At 53.8% G+C, this 14,989-nt stretch carries 18 protein-coding genes and 1 other annotated feature; of the genes, 3 read left to right on the top strand and 15 right to left on the bottom strand.

Annotation, left to right across the window (positions count from 1 at the left end; genetic code table 11):
* Positions 1-3 precede the first annotated feature (3 nt).
* Positions 4-300, bottom strand: coding sequence for a YciI family protein (locus OTG14_RS08915; protein ID WP_024907101.1), 297 nt, complete (start codon positions 298-300; stop codon positions 4-6).
* A 220-nt stretch (positions 301-520) separates the two neighbouring features.
* Between OTG14_RS08915 and tonB the strand changes: the two genes are divergently transcribed.
* Positions 521-1,213, top strand: a complete 693-nt coding sequence (gene tonB / locus OTG14_RS08910; protein WP_267215208.1) for a TonB system transport protein TonB — start codon at positions 521-523, stop codon at positions 1,211-1,213.
* Positions 1,214-1,252: 39 nt separating this feature from the next.
* On the opposite strand, the gene yciA is transcribed toward tonB, so the two are convergent.
* The 4 genes from yciA to OTG14_RS08890 all read right to left on the bottom strand — a co-directional run bounded on the left by yciA (position 1,253) and on the right by OTG14_RS08890 (position 3,522).
* Positions 1,253-1,648: an acyl-CoA thioester hydrolase YciA gene (gene yciA / locus OTG14_RS08905; protein ID WP_008502796.1), complete on the bottom strand. Its 396-nt coding sequence runs from the start codon at positions 1,646-1,648 to the stop codon at positions 1,253-1,255.
* A gap of 104 nt (positions 1,649-1,752) precedes the next feature.
* A complete protein-coding gene (locus OTG14_RS08900) occupies positions 1,753-2,292 on the bottom strand; it encodes a septation protein A (protein ID WP_028018783.1) in 540 nt (179 codons plus the stop codon).
* Positions 2,293-2,348: 56 nt separating this feature from the next.
* Positions 2,349-3,092 (bottom strand): YciC family protein, encoded by a 744-nt coding sequence (locus tag OTG14_RS08895; protein ID WP_267214958.1) that lies wholly within the window; start codon positions 3,090-3,092, stop codon positions 2,349-2,351.
* Positions 3,093-3,117: 25 nt separating this feature from the next.
* Positions 3,118-3,522 carry a YkgJ family cysteine cluster protein gene (locus OTG14_RS08890; protein WP_267214957.1) on the bottom strand — a complete coding sequence of 135 codons (405 nt, stop codon included), beginning with the start codon at positions 3,520-3,522 and terminating at the stop codon, positions 3,118-3,120.
* A gap of 281 nt (positions 3,523-3,803) precedes the next feature.
* On the opposite strand from OTG14_RS08890, the gene ompW reads away from it, so the two are divergent.
* Complete coding sequence (gene ompW, locus OTG14_RS08885) at positions 3,804-4,436, top strand: outer membrane protein OmpW (RefSeq protein ID WP_024907105.1); 633 nt, start codon at positions 3,804-3,806, stop codon at positions 4,434-4,436.
* A 46-nt stretch (positions 4,437-4,482) separates the two neighbouring features.
* Here the strand turns inward: ompW and OTG14_RS08880 are convergent, their stop codons facing one another.
* The 3 genes from OTG14_RS08880 to yedE form a co-directional block, all read right to left on the bottom strand.
* Entirely contained in the window at positions 4,483-4,821 is a 339-nt protein-coding gene (locus OTG14_RS08880; RefSeq protein ID WP_063621876.1) for a hypothetical protein, read from the bottom strand.
* A 126-nt stretch (positions 4,822-4,947) separates the two neighbouring features.
* Complete coding sequence (gene yedF, locus OTG14_RS08875; protein WP_003856774.1) at positions 4,948-5,181, bottom strand: sulfurtransferase-like selenium metabolism protein YedF; 234 nt, start codon at positions 5,179-5,181, stop codon at positions 4,948-4,950.
* The gene (yedE, locus tag OTG14_RS08870; RefSeq protein WP_267214956.1) at positions 5,178-6,389 is read right to left on the bottom strand and encodes a selenium metabolism membrane protein YedE/FdhT; all 1,212 of its coding nucleotides are present in this window, start codon (positions 6,387-6,389) and stop codon (positions 5,178-5,180) included. Before yedE ends, yedF begins: the two co-directional genes overlap by 4 nt.
* Positions 6,390-6,638: 249 nt before the next feature.
* On the opposite strand from yedE, the gene OTG14_RS08865 reads away from it, so the two are divergent.
* Entirely contained in the window at positions 6,639-7,055 is a 417-nt protein-coding gene (locus OTG14_RS08865) for a hypothetical protein (protein ID WP_024907108.1), read from the top strand.
* 76 nt (positions 7,056-7,131) lie between these two features.
* Here OTG14_RS08865 and OTG14_RS08860 read toward each other — a convergent pair whose 3' ends face one another.
* From OTG14_RS08860 to trpL, 7 genes are all read right to left on the bottom strand, one after another.
* Positions 7,132-8,007 carry a GNAT family N-acetyltransferase gene (locus tag OTG14_RS08860; protein ID WP_248272260.1) on the bottom strand — a complete coding sequence of 292 codons (876 nt, stop codon included), beginning with the start codon at positions 8,005-8,007 and terminating at the stop codon, positions 7,132-7,134.
* A gap of 217 nt (positions 8,008-8,224) precedes the next feature.
* Positions 8,225-9,034 carry a tryptophan synthase subunit alpha gene (gene trpA, locus OTG14_RS08855; protein ID WP_090416689.1) on the bottom strand — a complete coding sequence of 270 codons (810 nt, stop codon included), beginning with the start codon at positions 9,032-9,034 and terminating at the stop codon, positions 8,225-8,227.
* Positions 9,034-10,227 (bottom strand): tryptophan synthase subunit beta, encoded by a 1,194-nt coding sequence (gene trpB, locus OTG14_RS08850; protein ID WP_024907111.1) that lies wholly within the window; start codon positions 10,225-10,227, stop codon positions 9,034-9,036. Before trpB ends, trpA begins: the two co-directional genes overlap by 1 nt.
* A gap of 10 nt (positions 10,228-10,237) precedes the next feature.
* The gene (trpCF, locus tag OTG14_RS08845; protein ID WP_267214955.1) at positions 10,238-11,596 is read right to left on the bottom strand and encodes a bifunctional indole-3-glycerol-phosphate synthase TrpC/phosphoribosylanthranilate isomerase TrpF; all 1,359 of its coding nucleotides are present in this window, start codon (positions 11,594-11,596) and stop codon (positions 10,238-10,240) included.
* A gap of 3 nt (positions 11,597-11,599) precedes the next feature.
* Positions 11,600-13,195, bottom strand: coding sequence for a bifunctional anthranilate synthase glutamate amidotransferase component TrpG/anthranilate phosphoribosyltransferase TrpD (gene trpD / locus OTG14_RS08840; protein ID WP_267214954.1), 1,596 nt, complete (start codon positions 13,193-13,195; stop codon positions 11,600-11,602).
* The gene (locus tag OTG14_RS08835) at positions 13,195-14,757 is read right to left on the bottom strand and encodes an anthranilate synthase component 1 (protein WP_048990764.1); all 1,563 of its coding nucleotides are present in this window, start codon (positions 14,755-14,757) and stop codon (positions 13,195-13,197) included. The genes trpD and OTG14_RS08835 overlap by 1 nt, the downstream gene beginning before the upstream one ends.
* Positions 14,758-14,782: 25 nt before the next feature.
* Positions 14,783-14,876: a sequence feature (Trp leader region), on the bottom strand.
* Positions 14,853-14,897 (bottom strand): trp operon leader peptide, encoded by a 45-nt coding sequence (trpL, locus tag OTG14_RS23800; protein WP_106993556.1) that lies wholly within the window; start codon positions 14,895-14,897, stop codon positions 14,853-14,855. (Overlaps the previous feature by 24 nt.)
* Positions 14,898-14,989: the final 92 nt, after the last annotated feature.

The raw sequence follows: 14,989 nt of genomic DNA, 5'->3' as shown, positions 1-14,989 counted from the left end.
GTATCAGAACACTTTCTTATACGGTCGAACCGTCACCTTCGCATACACACCTGCTGCAACATACGGATCTGCGTCAGCCCAGGCCTGAGCGGCTTCCTGGGATTCAAACTCAGCAATAACCGTAGAGCCGGCAAAACCGGCGGCGCCCGGATCGTTACTGTCTACTGCAGGCATAGGGCCGGCGGTCAGTAATCGACCTTCATCCTGAAGCAACTGCAAACGTGCCAGATGCGCAGGGCGCACAGCCTGGCGTTTTTCGAGCGAATCAGCAACATCTTCAGAGTAAATCACGTAAAACACGGCGAAGCTCCTTAACCGGTAAAAGTGTCAGTTACGTTATGTGAAAGGGCAAACGACTGCAATGTAAAATAAAAACAATGTTAATACCCTGATCTGAATGCGCCTTTTTTGGCCTCTCATGCGCTAAAGTTGCGTCAGAACAAAGTGTCTTATTGAATATGATTGCTATTTGCATTTAAAATCAGTGTTCGGTTTTTTAACGTTGATGACTATGACTTCGATGACCCTTGATTTACCTCGCCGCTTTCCCTGGCCGACGCTGCTTTCTGTCGTGATTCACGGTGCCGTTGTGGCGGGTCTGCTGTATACCTCGGTTCATCAGGTTATTGAAATGCCAGCGCCCGCGCAGCCGATTTCGGTGACGATGGTCTCGCCAGCGGATCTTGAACCGCCGCAGGTTGCCCCTCCGCCGCCACAGCCGGTGGCTGAACCCGAGCCTGTTCCGGCGCCACCGAAGGAAGCCCCGGTGGTGATCCACAAGCCTGAACCGAAGCCAAAACCGGTGAAGAAGGTCGAAGAGCGTCCGAAACGCGAGGAACGTCCGGTTGAACCGCGCGCGACCCAGCCGGTCGAAAATGCAGCGCCTTCACGTCCGGTGATGAACAATACGGCAACGACTTCAAAGCCAACGGTTACCGCACCGGCGGGCCCGCGAGCCGTAAGCCGCAATCAGCCTCAGTATCCGGCGCGAGCTCAGGCCTTGCGTATTGAAGGCCGCGTACGGGTGAAATTTGATGTCACTGCGGATGGCCGCGTGGATAACGTGGAAATCTTGTCTGCTCAGCCTTCTAATATGTTTGAGCGCGAAGTGAAATCTGCCATGCGCAGATGGCGCTATGAGCCAGGCAAGCCGGGCAGCGGATTGATCGTTAATATCGTTTTCCGCCTGAACGGCGGGGCGCAGATGGAATAAAAAAAGCCTCCGAAAGGAGGCTTTTTTTTTGCCTGTCGATCAGGCTTGTGGAAGTTGACGAGGTTTACCCTCGCTGTCCACTGCGACATAAATAAACAGCGCTTCAGTGGCCTTATAACGCTGCCCAATCGGCTCAGAAGAGACTTTCTTCACCCAGACTTCGATGTTGATGGAAATGGAGGTATTGCCGCGTTTCACGCAGCGCGCGTAGCAGCAAACCACATCCCCTACCGCAACCGGGCGCAGGAAGGTCATGCCGTCCACCCGCACCGTCACCACGCGCCCGTGGGCGATCTCTTTTGCCAGAATTGCGCCGCCCATATCCATCTGCGACATCAGCCAGCCGCCAAAAATATCGCCATTGGCATTGGTGTCAGCGGGCATTGCCAGTGTGCGTAAAACCAGTTCGCCCTGAGGGGCGTTAGTTGTTGTCATTGTTTTAACTCGTAACGGAAGACTTCAGGCGGGATGCTACTATGATTTCACAGCGGAGAGAATAGACCAGAACACCTGTCGTTGACGTTCTGGTCAGTCAGTAATCAGTGGTTGTCGTCCTGCGGCATATGACGATAGATGTATACACCGCTTAACAGCGTGAAGATAAGCGTCAGCGCAGTCAGACCAAAGACCTTAAAGTTGACCCAGATATCCTGCGGCAGCCAGAAGGCGATATAGATATTAGCGAGACCACAGAGAATAAAGAAGATTGCCCAGGCAGTATTCAGACGCGACCAGACTACCTGCGGCAGCGTTAGTTCTTTACCTAACATGCTCTGGATAAGGGGCTTTTTCATGAACCATTGACTGAACAGTAATGCTGCTGCAAACAACGCATAAATAACAGTCACCTTCCACTTAATAAATTCAACATCATGCAAGGCAATGGTCAATCCACCGAACACCGCCACCAAGATGAACGTAATAAGCGCCATTTTTTCGACTTTGCGATAGCGAATCCAGCTATAGATCAGCACAACGGCGGTCACAACGATTAATGCTTTTGTTGCAGCAAAAATGTCGTACAACTTATAGACAGCGAAAAAAACCGCGAGCGGTAAAAAATCAAGAAACTGCTTCATTCTGTGATTCCATCTTCTGAGCGGGGCGGGAGACAGCGATGCCCCCCGCCTCGGGATTACTGACGAATTAACATATACAGGCGGAACAGATAGACCAGCAGTACCGCTGAAATCAGATTGCTCAGCGTATTCGCCACTACCGCGCCAACATTGGGCGTTAATACCGCAAAATTCGGCGCAAACAATAACAGCAGCGTTTTGGCCAGCAGCCAGCCGATCACGGCGGGCGCCACCAGACGCATATTAGCCCATGCCAGTCGGATGCTGCTGCGCATCGCGGTAAAAATCCCCATTTTATCCTGCACGATCATCACCGGCGCAAATGAGAGCACGATAGCCAGTAATACACCCGGCACCACGACCAGCATAATCCCCATCTGCACCAGCAGGGTGGTCAAAAAGATCAGAATAAACAGCTTAGGTAAGACCGGCGCGCTGGCACCAATCGCCCGCAAGGCGCTGACCCGGTGACCCGCCGATACCAGCTGAATCATCAGCAAAACGCCGCCCGCCAGAATTGCATTACCAATCAGGCCTGAGAACGTGGACGCGGCAGAAGCGCGCAGCAGAATTTGCTGCTGCTCAGGCGTCATGTTTTGCACCAGTTCAAACAACCCCACGCTACCCGCAAGGTGGTCGCCCTGGCTGAGGCTGGCAATCTGTTCTTCACTCGGTGAGAAGGCATGGCCCAGCACCACCGTGATAAAGGCACATAGCAACGCGATCAGTAAAAAGGTTATGAACTGATTGCGGAAAAAGTTTCCCGTGTCACGGTAGACAGACTTCGCCGTGATAGACATGCACTCTCCTTGAGTATTGCAGGTGTTAATTAGCCGGCAATTGTACACCGGATGCACCTGCTGTGGCAGCATCAAGGCTTGTATGGAAAAGCATATCTTTGTAAAGCGGCGGTAATCCAACGCGGGCGCGGGCGCGGTTACAGGCTTCGTTGACCTGCCCATCTTCCCCCGACATGGCAAATTCCCGGCACGGGCTGGGGCGATCCTCATAGATAGAACACCGGGTAGAGACCCCAGGCTCGCCTTGTAGCGCGACGCAGCGGACCTGCTTTTGGTTTGTGCCGCTCATGCAGCGCAGAAAGGGGGTTAACGGCTCGGTAAGATGAACCGGAACGCTACCGCCGCCATCGCTGGCTTCGGCCCAGTAGAAAGAGACTCGAAAATACGCACAACAGGCTCCGCACGTCATGCACGGGTTAATATCACTCATGGCACACCTGCAAAAGAAGAACGCATCAAATCAACTTGTGAAGCGATAAATTATCCAGCCGCCAGAGGAAGAGCAAGAGGGGGAAAAGGGAAAATTTTGTAACCGTGAAATGCCAAAAATTGACATGGAAACAACTTATTGGTTTTGGATGCGTAACAAAAAATTAATCCAGATCAATGAATGTTAAGTTACTGGTTTTAATGTGATCTGTGGCAGATCACTTATTACCCTTTTGTGAGTATATTCTCACCCGCGATTAAAACCACAACGATGGAGCGGATATGAAAAAATTAGCGGTGGCAGCCCTTGTATTAAGCAGTCTCTCTGGCGGCGCGTATGCGCATGAAGCAGGCGAATTCTTTATTCGTGCCGGTTCGGCTACGGTTCGCCCAACTGAAGGATCGGATAACGTGCTGGGTATGGGCGGTTTTAGCGTCAGTAATAACACCCAGTTAGGTTTAACGTTCACCTATATGGCGACGGATAATGTTGGTGTTGAGCTTCTGGCAGCAACGCCGTTCCGTCATCGCGTGGGTCTCGGGCCGACCGGTGATATCGCCACGGTTCACCATTTACCGCCAACGCTGATGGCACAATGGTACTTTGGTGACTCAAGCAGCAAGGTGCGCCCTTATATTGGTGCCGGTGTGAACTACACCACCTTCTTTGATGAGAAATTCAACGATACCGGTAAAGAGGCGGGCCTGACGGATCTCAGCCTGAAAGATTCGTGGGGCATGGCGGGACAGGTCGGTCTGGATTACCTGATTAATCGCGACTGGCTGATCAACGCCTCGGTCTGGTACATGGATATTGATACGGACGTACGCTTCAAGGCGGGCGGTCAGCAGCAAAGTATCAATACTCGCCTGGATCCGTGGGTGTTCATGTTCTCTGCGGGTTATCGTTTCTGATCCGCCGTCAAACTGGCCACAGGGTGGCCAGTTTGCTTTGCTCACTTCAAAACGACGGATAAACCGGCCGCTCATCAAGCTTTACGCAATGCCTCAGGATCGTTTCCCCATCATATAAATAGCTGAAAGCGTCGCTCGACAGGGAATGGAAGAGAATATCGCCGTTGGCAAACGGGATAATTTCGGTATCACCCGCACGTTTGTGCCCCGCGCCGGTTTCAAAATGACCGTGCCATCGTTCCTGGGTGTGGTCATAAACGTGAAGAATAACCTCGACAAGTCCTCTTTGCGGACAATTAAGGCGCAGGAAGGTAGAAGAGAAATTCAGGGACAGCGCATGGAAGGGAATCAATAAGGCGAAAACCAGTAAAGCTCGTAAATACATCAAACCGCGAAAACCTCCTTCAAAAGGGAAATGAGATTTTACTTAAGTCGAAAATTGCGTTTTTGCCGTGGATCAAGATGTCTTATAATTCAATACGATAAAGGCCCCTTACGAGGCCCTTAACGATCATTTTTGAATCAGATAGCGAATGGTGGGGCCATCCTGCTGGATATCCAGCACCGTATAACCGTGGTTTTTCGCATCCAGCGGTATGTTGTTGATGGACTGCGGGCAGTCGCTGACTACCTCCAGAATTTCACCTTTCTTAAGCTGCGGTAGTGCTTCAAGCGTAGCAACCGCCGGATAAGGACAGGGCTCACCGACCATATCCAGACGGTAATCAGGCACGATCTCTTTCATGCGGCGTTCTCCTGCGTTTCAGGTTTGACAGTGGCACGGCGGAAGAAGCGTTTCTCCTGTGCGACGACCAGTAAAAAAGCGACCAACAGCAGGGCGTAGGTGACCAACAGGCCGCCGAGAGGCCCGAAGGTATTCAGCAGGTTGACCTTGTCCCAGCTGGTGGCCAGGACGGGAGACAAGTCATCCCAGTAATACGCCAGGATCGTAGAACCAATCACATTTCCCAGACCCACCCACCAGTAATGCACCTGGCCTTCGACGGCGCGATACATCCAGCCGGTTTCACACCCGCCAGCCAGCACGATCCCGAAGCCGAACAGCAGGCCGCCAATGACCGCGTTAGGACCGGCCCACATGATTTTTGGTTCGACGCCCAGTTGAACATAGCTGAAGATGCCGATGGCGCTGACCGCCATCCCGGCGATAATCGCCTTCGCCATCATCGTGCGCCCGGTGATCCACATATCGCGAAACGCGGAGGTGAAGCAGATCTGCGCGCGTTCAATGAGCAGACCAAAACCCACACCGAACAGCATCGCCAGACCGAGTTTGGGCTGATTCAGAGCGGTGCAGAGCGCCCATGCGATCATGGCGAAAAAGACCAGCATTCCGAGGCGGAAACGGTGGCGTGCCTGAGAGGGCTTCTGGGTTAACGGAGACGCTGCGCTGACTTTTACCATTTTCACTGGAATGCGAAACAGCGGCAGTAGAGTGAATTTTGCACCAAAGTAAGAGCCAATGGCCGTGGCGACAGCAAAGAACCAGGCGTGAAGAGAAAACTGAGGGATCCCGGTAAAGAAGGCGGCAAGGTTGCACCCCATCGCCAGGCGCGCGCCGAATCCGGCAATTATGCCGCCGATAATCGCCTGCAGAATGCGGATCCGGCTTTTGGGCATACGCAACTTAACGTTGTTTGCCCACAGCGCCGCCGCGAAACAGCCGCCGAACATGCCGATGATCATCATCCCGTCGATGCGGGTGAGCGGCGTACCGTCCAGATGAATGAGTTTAAAGTAGCCCCACTCTTCGGCATGTACGCCAGCGAGTTGCAGCAGTTGGCCACCCCAGCGGGTGAATTCGCCGGTTACGGCCCAGAAGGTACCGGTAATGCCAAAATAATAAGTAGAGAGAATGCCTGCCGCGATAACGGCCGGAACAGGTGACCAGAACTTAACCAGGTAAGTCTGTTTGAAGAATTGCCATGACATGAAGAAGCCTCTGAACTCAGAAGGAATATGTGGAATTAACGGACTGGAATATATAACTTTTTTCCTTACTCTAAAACCTCGCTGATGCCTTTCTCTAAAATACATCTCTTTTTCATGACTTTTATCATTAAACCGAGCGGCTTATTCAGCCACGCCTGGCTTCAGGAGGCGACAGCACAGGCGTTGAATAAATATTTAAATAGTTAATGTTATGTTAAGGCATGCTAAAGCTTGATGCAGGCGTTTTCAATGGCGAAAACTGATTCTATAACCACTGATGAATTCATGGTCATTCATCAGAAGTTGTACCGAATTTCAAAGACGTGGGGTGATTTATGGTTGACGTTATTTTTTTTACGTACTGAAAGCTGCCGGGTTGTAAACATAAAATACAGTGATATTAACGATGATCTGTTGTATCTCGCGGCAACACCAAAATTTGAGTCGCGGACAGTGAGACTGTGCAAGATACTGCGGCAATTATTTAATAAAAGAAAGCTGGCTAACCCCCTGGATATCTATGTTTTTCAGAGTAAATCAAATCGCGTAAAAGGCGTTGCAAAGCCAGTAACAACGGTGGCGATGAATATAGCCCTTAAAGAGGCCGCAAGAGAAATTGCAAACAAAAATGTCACCATGAAAAGTGCTCAGCAGATAATGGACTAAGAAGTTTGCAAAGATCCGAGTGGCCGTAGTCTTATTTTTTATAAGACGTACAGCTAAGGTACGTCATAAAATTTCATCAAAATACACGTCTCAGAGGAATGATATTACACCACTGTTTTTTATACTCCATTCCGGAGAAGTTTTTTCCCAATGAGAATATGATTTGTTTCTCATCCCGCTCACACAGCTCCCGGGCGCGATTATAATTTTCCCAGAGCAAGACGCTCCCCGCACCAATGTCATTATATTGGGGATCATATCCACCATTGATGTCATCGAAATAAATCCATTCTGGACATTCAGTTTTGAATATTAAATCAATTGCTATGATTTTTTTATTGAATGCGAGCGCGGAGCCAAAAACCATATGCCTCAGATTTTCAATAGCATCCAGCAGGTTCTCTCTTGGATAGGGTGATATCTTACCGCGCCAGCGAGCATTAAATAAGTTTATGTAACTGTCGCAAATTTCCTCAGCAGAAAGAGTATTCACATCCAGTATTTCCCCTCCAAGCTTGAGGAAACGATTCCTTTCGCCATTTCTTTTCTTAATCGTTTTTGAAGAAAATACAGATTTCATATGACATATCTCATCATTCAGCATTTTACTGCTGAATGAATTGATGAACGAGTTTTTCTGTAATGGTGAAAGTTTTTTTGTCCTGACGGGAAGGAAAAATTTTGAATGAGGGGCGCTGGGTAATATTATGTCCTCAAAAACAAACGGGTGCGATTTTGAATAGAGATTCAGGGATCCACTGATGGAGTAAGTAGATGAGACAATAATACCATCTTTTTTTCTACAGAAAAAACGAATGTCTTTTTTTCGTTTGTTTGCCAGGTAAGTTAGCACATCCGGGTGTGTGCATACACTTCCGCCATAAACAGAATAAGCCTGACGATAAATACTCAGGTCACACTCTTCCCATCCACAAATTAAACTTCTTAACATTTTAACCAAATATTTTTTTTGCAATAACAGATATACGCATACTTTATACATTCTTTGCAGTATGTAAATCGACAAAGAGATATTGTTGACTACTTGTTTAGTGAAGGGATGAATTAAGTATTAGTGTGCTATTTATTGCAACTGATATGAATGCTGGAAATGAAGAGAGTGTGTAAAAAAAAGGACCGTCTGGCTGGGATGCCAGACGGTCGAAGGGTTAGGCTTTACGCGTCGCCGCTTTCATTGCAGTCACAAACGCTTTCAGCTCGACCAGCATCTGCTCTGGCTTGTCCACGTTCTTTTCGATGATCTTCACAATCGCAGAGCCGGAGATGGCACCTGCCGCTTTCGCCTCAATCGCTGCGGTGACCTGATCCGGGGATGAAATCCCGAAACCCTGCAGCGGAGGCGCGGCATGGTACTCGGCCAGCTTCTCCACCAGGTGATGCAGCGGCAGCGCGGCTTTATTCTCGGCACCGGTCACGCCTGCGCGGGAGAGCAGGTAGGTGTAACCGCGCCCGTAAGAGGCTATCTGGCGCAGCAGCTCATCGTCCGCGTTTGGCGGGCAGATAAAAATAGGGGCGACATTGTGACGCATCGCAGCCTGGCGGAATGGCGCAGACTCCTCAACCGGCACGTCGGCCACCAGAACGGAGTCGACGCCCACGCGCGCGCACTCGGCGTAAAACTCATCGATACCGCGGTTGAATACCAGGTTGGCGTACATCAGCAGGCCAATCGGGATAGTGGGGTGCTTCTGACGGATCGCCGCCAGCATCTCGAAGCACTGGGTCGGCGTGACGCCCGAGGCAAACGCGCGCAGCGTCGCATTTTGAATGGTCGGGCCATCCGCCAGCGGGTCAGAGAACGGGATCCCCAGCTCCAGCGCATCGGCACCGGCTTCAATCAGGGTGTCGATGATCTTCAGCGACTGTTCAGGGCCAGGGTCGCCCAGGGTGACGAAGGGAACGAACGCGCCTTCCTGGCGGGATTTCAGTTCTGCAAATACGTTATCGTAGCGTTCCATCAGATTTCCCCTCGTGCTTTCAGAATATCGTGAACGGTGAAGATATCTTTGTCACCGCGACCGGAAAGGTTCACCACCAGCAGCTGTTCTTTTTCCGGATTGTCTTTCATCATTTTCAGCGCATGGGCCAGAGCGTGTGAAGACTCCAGCGCCGGGATGATCCCTTCGCTGCGGCACAGCGTTTTGAACGCTTCCAGCGCTTCGTCATCGGTAATGGAGACATAGTCCGCGCGACCGGTACTGTTCAGATAGGCGTGCTGCGGCCCGACGGATGGGAAATCGAGGCCGGCAGAGATAGAGTAAGACTCTTCAATCTGGCCTTCATCGGTCTGCATCATCGGGGATTTCATGCCGAAGTAGATCCCCACGCGGCCATGCTTCAGCGGCGCGCCGTGTTCACCCGATTCAATGCCGTGACCCGCAGGCTCGACGCCAATCAGACCCACGCTGGTGTCGTCGATAAAGTCTGCGAACATACCGATGGCGTTAGATCCGCCGCCGACGCAGGCGATGACCGCATCCGGCAGGCGACCCTCTTTTTCGAGGATCTGCGCTTTGGTCTCTTCCCCGATCATGCGCTGGAATTCACGCACGATGGTCGGGAACGGGTGCGGGCCCGCCGCGGTACCGAGCATATAGTGCGCGGTTTCGTAGCTGCCAGACCAGTCGCGCAGCGCTTCGTTACAGGCATCCTTCAGCGTCGCGGAGCCGCTGTGCACCGGGATCACTTCCGCACCCATCAGACGCATACGGAAAACGTTAGGAGACTGACGCTCAACGTCTTTCGCCCCCATATAGATGCGGCATTTCAGGCCGAGCAGGGCGCTGGCGAGCGCCGAGGCCACGCCGTGCTGGCCTGCGCCGGTTTCGGCGATGATTTCGGTTTTACCCATACGCTTCGCGAGCAGCGCCTGGCCCAGCACCTGGTTAGTCTTATGTGCGCCGCCGTGCAGCAGGTCTTCACGCTTCAGATACAGCGTGGTTTTCGTGCCTTCCGTCAGGTTGCGGCATTTGGTCAGGGCCGTTGGGCGGCCTGCATAGTTTTTCAACAGGTCGGTAAATTCCGCCTGAAACGCCGGATCCTTCTGCGCGCTTACAAACGCTTCTTCCAGCTGGCGCAGCGCGGGCATCAGGATTTGCGGGACGTACATCCCGCCGAACTCACCAAAATACGGGTTAAGTAATGTCGTCATCTTCTCTTCCTTAATATGCACGCAGAGTTTTAAAAACCGAGGCCAGTTTGCTGGCATCTTTAATACCCGGCTGGGACTCTACGCCTGAATTGAAATCGAGGCCTGCGCAGCCGGTTTTCGCGGCTTCTACACAGTTGTCCGGGCTTAATCCGCCCGCCAGCAGAACGTTGTCCAGCTTTTCGCCGTTCAGCAGAGACCAGTCAAAACGCTGGCCGGTTCCGCCCAGGCCGTTATCGAGGACGTATTTATCCACGTGGTTCAGGTTACGCGGGGGCAACGTATCGTCAACGCGTTGCGCTTTCCAGATCTGTACCTGCGGTGCCAGCGTGGCGCGCAGGGCATCGATATAGGCCTGATCTTCATCGCCGTGAAGCTGCACTGCGCTCAGGGATAACGCGTCGGCTTTTTCAACCACCTCTGCGATGTCTGCGTTGCGGAACACGCCAACAAAGCTGAGCGGAGCCGCGGCGATGACCTTACGCGCCTGCTCTTCGCTGACCGCGCGAGGAGAGGAATCCACAAAAATCAGCCCGCCATAAATCGCTCCGGCTTCATACGCGGCCTGGGCGTCCTGTTCGCGGGTTAAGCCGCAGACTTTGTTTTCACCCAGCAGCACGCGACGTACTGCCGCATTGAGATCGTCATGTTCCATCATGGCGGAGCCAATCAGGAAACCGTTGGCGAAGTGGCTCAGCTCGCGCACCTGGGCGTAGCTGTTAATGCCGGATTCGCTGATGACCGTGACGCCAGCGCCCAGACGCGGCGCCAGCTGGCGCGTGCGGTTCAGGTCAATGGACAGGTCACGCAGATCGCGGTTGTTAATGCCAACCACTTTGGCTTCCAGCGCAATTGCGCGTTCCAGCTCCTCTTCATTACTCACTTCGGTCAGCACGCCCATGTTCAGGCTGTGCGCCACGGCGGAAAGCTGGCGGTACTGCTCGTCGTCAAGTACCGAGAGCATTAGCAGGCAGGCGTCGGCCTGGTAAAAGCGCGCCAGCCAGATCTGATACGGATCGATAATAAAGTCTTTGCACAGGATCGGCTGCGGCGCGATGCCGCTGACGATCGGCAGAAAATCGAAGCTGCCCTGGAAATATTTCTCATCCGTCAGCACGGAGATGGCTGACGCATGATGCTTATAAATACCGGCAATACGTGCCGGGTCGAAATCGTCACGAATAACGCCTTTTGACGGGGAGGCTTTTTTGCACTCAAGAATAAACGCGGTGCGCGCACCCTGCAGGGCATCATAGAAACGACGTTGGCTTGGTACGACGTCGTTCTGGAAACTGGCAAGCGGCTGCTGTTGCTTGCGGGCTTCCACCCAGATGGCCTTATCGGCAACGATTTTCGCTAAAACGGTCTGCATTCTTTACCCTCTTGCCGCAAGTGCGGTAACGCGATCGTAAGCTGCACCGGAGCGCAGTACATCCAGAACTTTTTGAACGTTGGCCTTCAGGTCTTCCTCACCGTGCAAACGCATCAGCATGGCGACGTTGGCAGCAACGGCGGCCTCATGAGCGACCTCTCCCTTACCTTGTAATAAGCGCGTCAGAATGTCACGGTTTTCTTCCGGCGTACCGCCGGCCAGCGCTTCCAGGTGATACGGGGTTAAACCAAAGTCAGCGGCTTCCAGCTGGTAGCTCAGGATTTCGCCGTCGCGCAGTTCGGCTACCAGCGTTGGCGCATGCAGTGACACTTCGTCCATACCACCGCTGTGCACCACGGCGGCACGCTGGTAACCCAGCACGCGCAGCGTCTCGGCAATCGGCAGTACCAGTTCCGGACTGTAGACGCCAATCAGCGCCAGCGGCGGGTGCGCCGGGTTGATCAGCGGGCCGAGCACGTTAAACAGCGTGCGGGTTTTAAGCTGCTGACGAACCGGCATCGCGTGGCGGAAACCGGTGTGATACTTCGGCGCAAACAGGAAGCAGACGCCCAGGTCATCCAGCGCTTCACGGGAACGCTCGGCGTTCATATCGAGATTAATACCGAATGCGGCGAGCAAATCGGAAGAACCAGACCGGCTGGAAACGCTGCGGTTACCGTGTTTCGCGACCTTTAAACCACACGCCGCCGCCACGAAGGCGCTGGCGGTGGAGATATTGATGCTGTTACTGCCGTCTCCCCCGGTGCCAACAATATCGGCAAACTGATAGTCCGGGCGCGGGAACGGGGCGGCATTTTCCAGCAGGGCCGTAGCGGCACCGGCGATCTCCTGCGGGCTTTCGCCGCGGACTTTCATGCTCACCAGCGCGGCCGCCAGCTGTTCCGGCTTCAGCTCGCCGCGAACCACGGCGGAGAAGAGCTGGTGGCTCTCCTGCTGGCTCAGGGTCTGCGCCTGGTACAGTTTTTCCAGAATCGGCTGCAGGGTATTGGTCTGCTCCAGCTTCTGTAACGCCCAGTCGAGCGTCTGCTCCAGCAGGCGGGCGCCGTGGGAGGTCAGGATAGATTCCGGATGGAACTGCAGGCCGCAGACGCGATCTGCATCGTGACGTACCGCCATCACCATCCCTTCAAACGAGGCGTTAATGGTCAGCCCGGCGGGAATGTTGCTGCCGACCAGCGAGTGGTAACGCGCGACCGGAAGCGGGTTCGGCAGCCCGGCAAACATTGCCTGGCCGTCATGTTCAATGCTGGACGCTTTACCGTGCAGGATCTCACCCGCCTGGCCGACGTAGCCGCCGTAGGCTTCAACAATCGCCTGATGGCCGAGGCAGATGCCGATAATCGGCAGCTTGCCGCGCATGCGGGTCAGCAGCTCCGGCATACAGCCTGCTTCGCTCGGTGCGCCTGGCCCCGGGGAGAGCATCAGCACCGGGTTTTGCATGGTTGCCAGACGGTCAATCAGGGTCTGCGCCGGGACGTGGTTGCGGTAGATAACGACGTTGTGGCCATTCGCACGCAGCTGATCTGCCAGGTTATAGGTAAAGGAGTCGATATTATCGAGCAGCAGAATGTCAGCCATCAGAAAATCTCCTGTGCATGGTGTGCGGTAGCAATGGCGCGAAGGACAGCACGGGCTTTGCTGCGCGTTTCGTCAGCTTCAGACTGCGGAACAGAATCAAGAACAATCCCGGCACCCGCCTGGACGGTGGCAATGCCGTCTTCGACATAGGCGGAGCGGATCACGATGCAGGTATCGAGGTCACCGTGGGCCGTGAAGTAGCCCACTGCGCCGCCGTAGCTGCCGCGACGGCGTCCTTCGGCCGCGGCAATCAGCTGCATGGCGCGCACTTTCGGCGCACCGCTCAGGGTGCCCATGTTCATGCAGGCGCGGTAGGCGTGCAGGACGTCGAGGTCGTGGCGCAGCTCACCAACCACGCGAGAGACCAGGTGCATCACGAACGAATAGCGGTCGACTTTAGTCAGGTCCGCCACGTAGCGGCTGCCCGGGGTGCAAATACGGGCCAGATCGTTACGCGCCAGGTCAACCAGCATCAGGTGCTCGGAGAGCTCTTTATGGTCGGTACGCATTTCCAGTTCGATACGGCTGTCCAAATCACGATCAAGAGAGCCGTCGGCGCGACGTCCACGAGGACGGGTTCCGGCAATCGGGTAGATCTCAATCTGACGACTGGTGGCGTCGTACTTCAGCGAGCTTTCCGGCGAGGCGCCGAACAGCGTGAAGTCGTTGTCCTGCATAAAGAACATGTACGGGCTCGGGTTGCTCTTTTTCAGCACGTCGTAGGCGGCGAGCGGCGACGGGCAGGGCAGTGAGAAGCGACGGGACGGTACCACCTGGAAAATTTCCCCGGCGCGAATCGCCTTTTGCATCTGACGAACCACGGCGCCGTACTGATCGTCAGTCTGGTTCACATCGCAGGTCATTTTTTCCACCCGCTGCACCGGAAGCGCAGGGGGCGCTTCCGTCATCTGCTGCTGGAGCTGCGCGATGCGGTGCTCAAGACGGTTTTTCTCGGCTGTCGAAGGCGTGAACAGGCTGGCCTGGATACGGGTGTATTGTTTCTGATGGTCGATCACCAGCAGGGTTTCAGCCAGATAGAAACAATAGTCCGGGCAGCGATTACCCTGCTCGGTTTCCGGCAAATCTTCAAATCCGGCGACCAGGTCATAAGCAAACAGCCCACCAAAGAACATCGCCTCACGCTCGTCTTCCGGCACGGTAACCAGGTTCTGCAGCAGGCGGAAGGCATCGAAAACGGACAGGGAGCAGAGGCGCGCGTCTTCGTCCAGCAGTTGGCTCACCGGCGGGAAATGCAGAATACGCATTTCTGGATGACGTTCGTTTTCAATGCCTGAAGGCAGGGCTGCATCCAGCAGCGGCAGCAGTGATGCGCCGTTATCTGACAGCGCCTTAATTGTGACAGTGTCACCTAAAGCGGTAATGCGCAGCGCACTGTCGACCAGCAGCAGGCTCTTGAGATCGTCTTTGCTGTCGATGTCTGCCGATTCCAGTAGCAGCGTTGCCGGACGTGCCCCGCACACCTGATGAAACAGCGCGGTGGGGTTGTGGCGATAGGCCGCCTCGCAGGTCAGCAATTCGAGATGAGGTTTGGCTGTTTGCATGTTGGTGTTCTCATTTATTCTGTTCAAAAAAAAGCCCGCTGAGTAGCGGGCGGGTATCTGTTTGCATTTCGCAGACGCGTGACACTGCCCGATGATCAGGAAGTACGCCACCAACCGTGCAGAGTGAAATGTGCTGTCATTTTCAGATACCTTTCTCGTGTGAACTTGCGTACTAGTTAACTAGTTCGATGGCGTGTTGTCAACCCTTGATTTCAGAATTTCGCGTGAAGTC

Source organism: Enterobacter pseudoroggenkampii, assembly GCF_026420145.1.
In the GTDB taxonomy this organism is placed as follows: Bacteria; Pseudomonadota; Gammaproteobacteria; order Enterobacterales; family Enterobacteriaceae; genus Enterobacter; species Enterobacter pseudoroggenkampii.
The sequence above is the reverse complement of the archived record's forward strand: the minus strand, read 5'-3'. Positions and strand labels throughout refer to the sequence as shown.

What these genes read in the sequence shown, in the direction of transcription:
- OTG14_RS08835 (WP_048990764.1), bottom strand. Translation starts at nt 14,757, where the DNA reads ATGCAAACAGCCAAACCTCATCTCGAATTGCTGACCTGCGAGGCGGCC.
- yciA (WP_008502796.1), bottom strand. Translation starts at nt 1,648, where the DNA reads ATGACAACAACTAACGCCCCTCAGGGCGAACTGGTTTTACGCACACTG.
- OTG14_RS08900 (WP_028018783.1), bottom strand. Translation starts at nt 2,292, where the DNA reads ATGAAGCAGTTTCTTGATTTTTTACCGCTCGCGGTTTTTTTCGCTGTC.
- tonB (WP_267215208.1), top strand. Translation starts at nt 521, where the DNA reads ATGACCCTTGATTTACCTCGCCGCTTTCCCTGGCCGACGCTGCTTTCT.
- trpB (WP_024907111.1), bottom strand. Translation starts at nt 10,227, where the DNA reads ATGACGACATTACTTAACCCGTATTTTGGTGAGTTCGGCGGGATGTAC.
- yedF (WP_003856774.1), bottom strand. Translation starts at nt 5,181, where the DNA reads ATGAAAGAGATCGTGCCTGATTACCGTCTGGATATGGTCGGTGAGCCC.
- OTG14_RS08890 (WP_267214957.1), bottom strand. Translation starts at nt 3,522, where the DNA reads ATGAGTGATATTAACCCGTGCATGACGTGCGGAGCCTGTTGTGCGTAT.
- OTG14_RS08880 (WP_063621876.1), bottom strand. Translation starts at nt 4,821, where the DNA reads ATGTATTTACGAGCTTTACTGGTTTTCGCCTTATTGATTCCCTTCCAT.
- trpCF (WP_267214955.1), bottom strand. Translation starts at nt 11,596, where the DNA reads ATGCAGACCGTTTTAGCGAAAATCGTTGCCGATAAGGCCATCTGGGTG.
- OTG14_RS08865 (WP_024907108.1), top strand. Translation starts at nt 6,639, where the DNA reads ATGGCGAAAACTGATTCTATAACCACTGATGAATTCATGGTCATTCAT.
- OTG14_RS08895 (WP_267214958.1), bottom strand. Translation starts at nt 3,092, where the DNA reads ATGTCTATCACGGCGAAGTCTGTCTACCGTGACACGGGAAACTTTTTC.
- ompW (WP_024907105.1), top strand. Translation starts at nt 3,804, where the DNA reads ATGAAAAAATTAGCGGTGGCAGCCCTTGTATTAAGCAGTCTCTCTGGC.
- trpA (WP_090416689.1), bottom strand. Translation starts at nt 9,034, where the DNA reads ATGGAACGCTACGATAACGTATTTGCAGAACTGAAATCCCGCCAGGAA.
- trpD (WP_267214954.1), bottom strand. Translation starts at nt 13,195, where the DNA reads ATGGCTGACATTCTGCTGCTCGATAATATCGACTCCTTTACCTATAAC.
- yedE (WP_267214956.1), bottom strand. Translation starts at nt 6,389, where the DNA reads ATGTCATGGCAATTCTTCAAACAGACTTACCTGGTTAAGTTCTGGTCA.
- OTG14_RS08860 (WP_248272260.1), bottom strand. Translation starts at nt 8,007, where the DNA reads ATGTTAAGAAGTTTAATTTGTGGATGGGAAGAGTGTGACCTGAGTATT.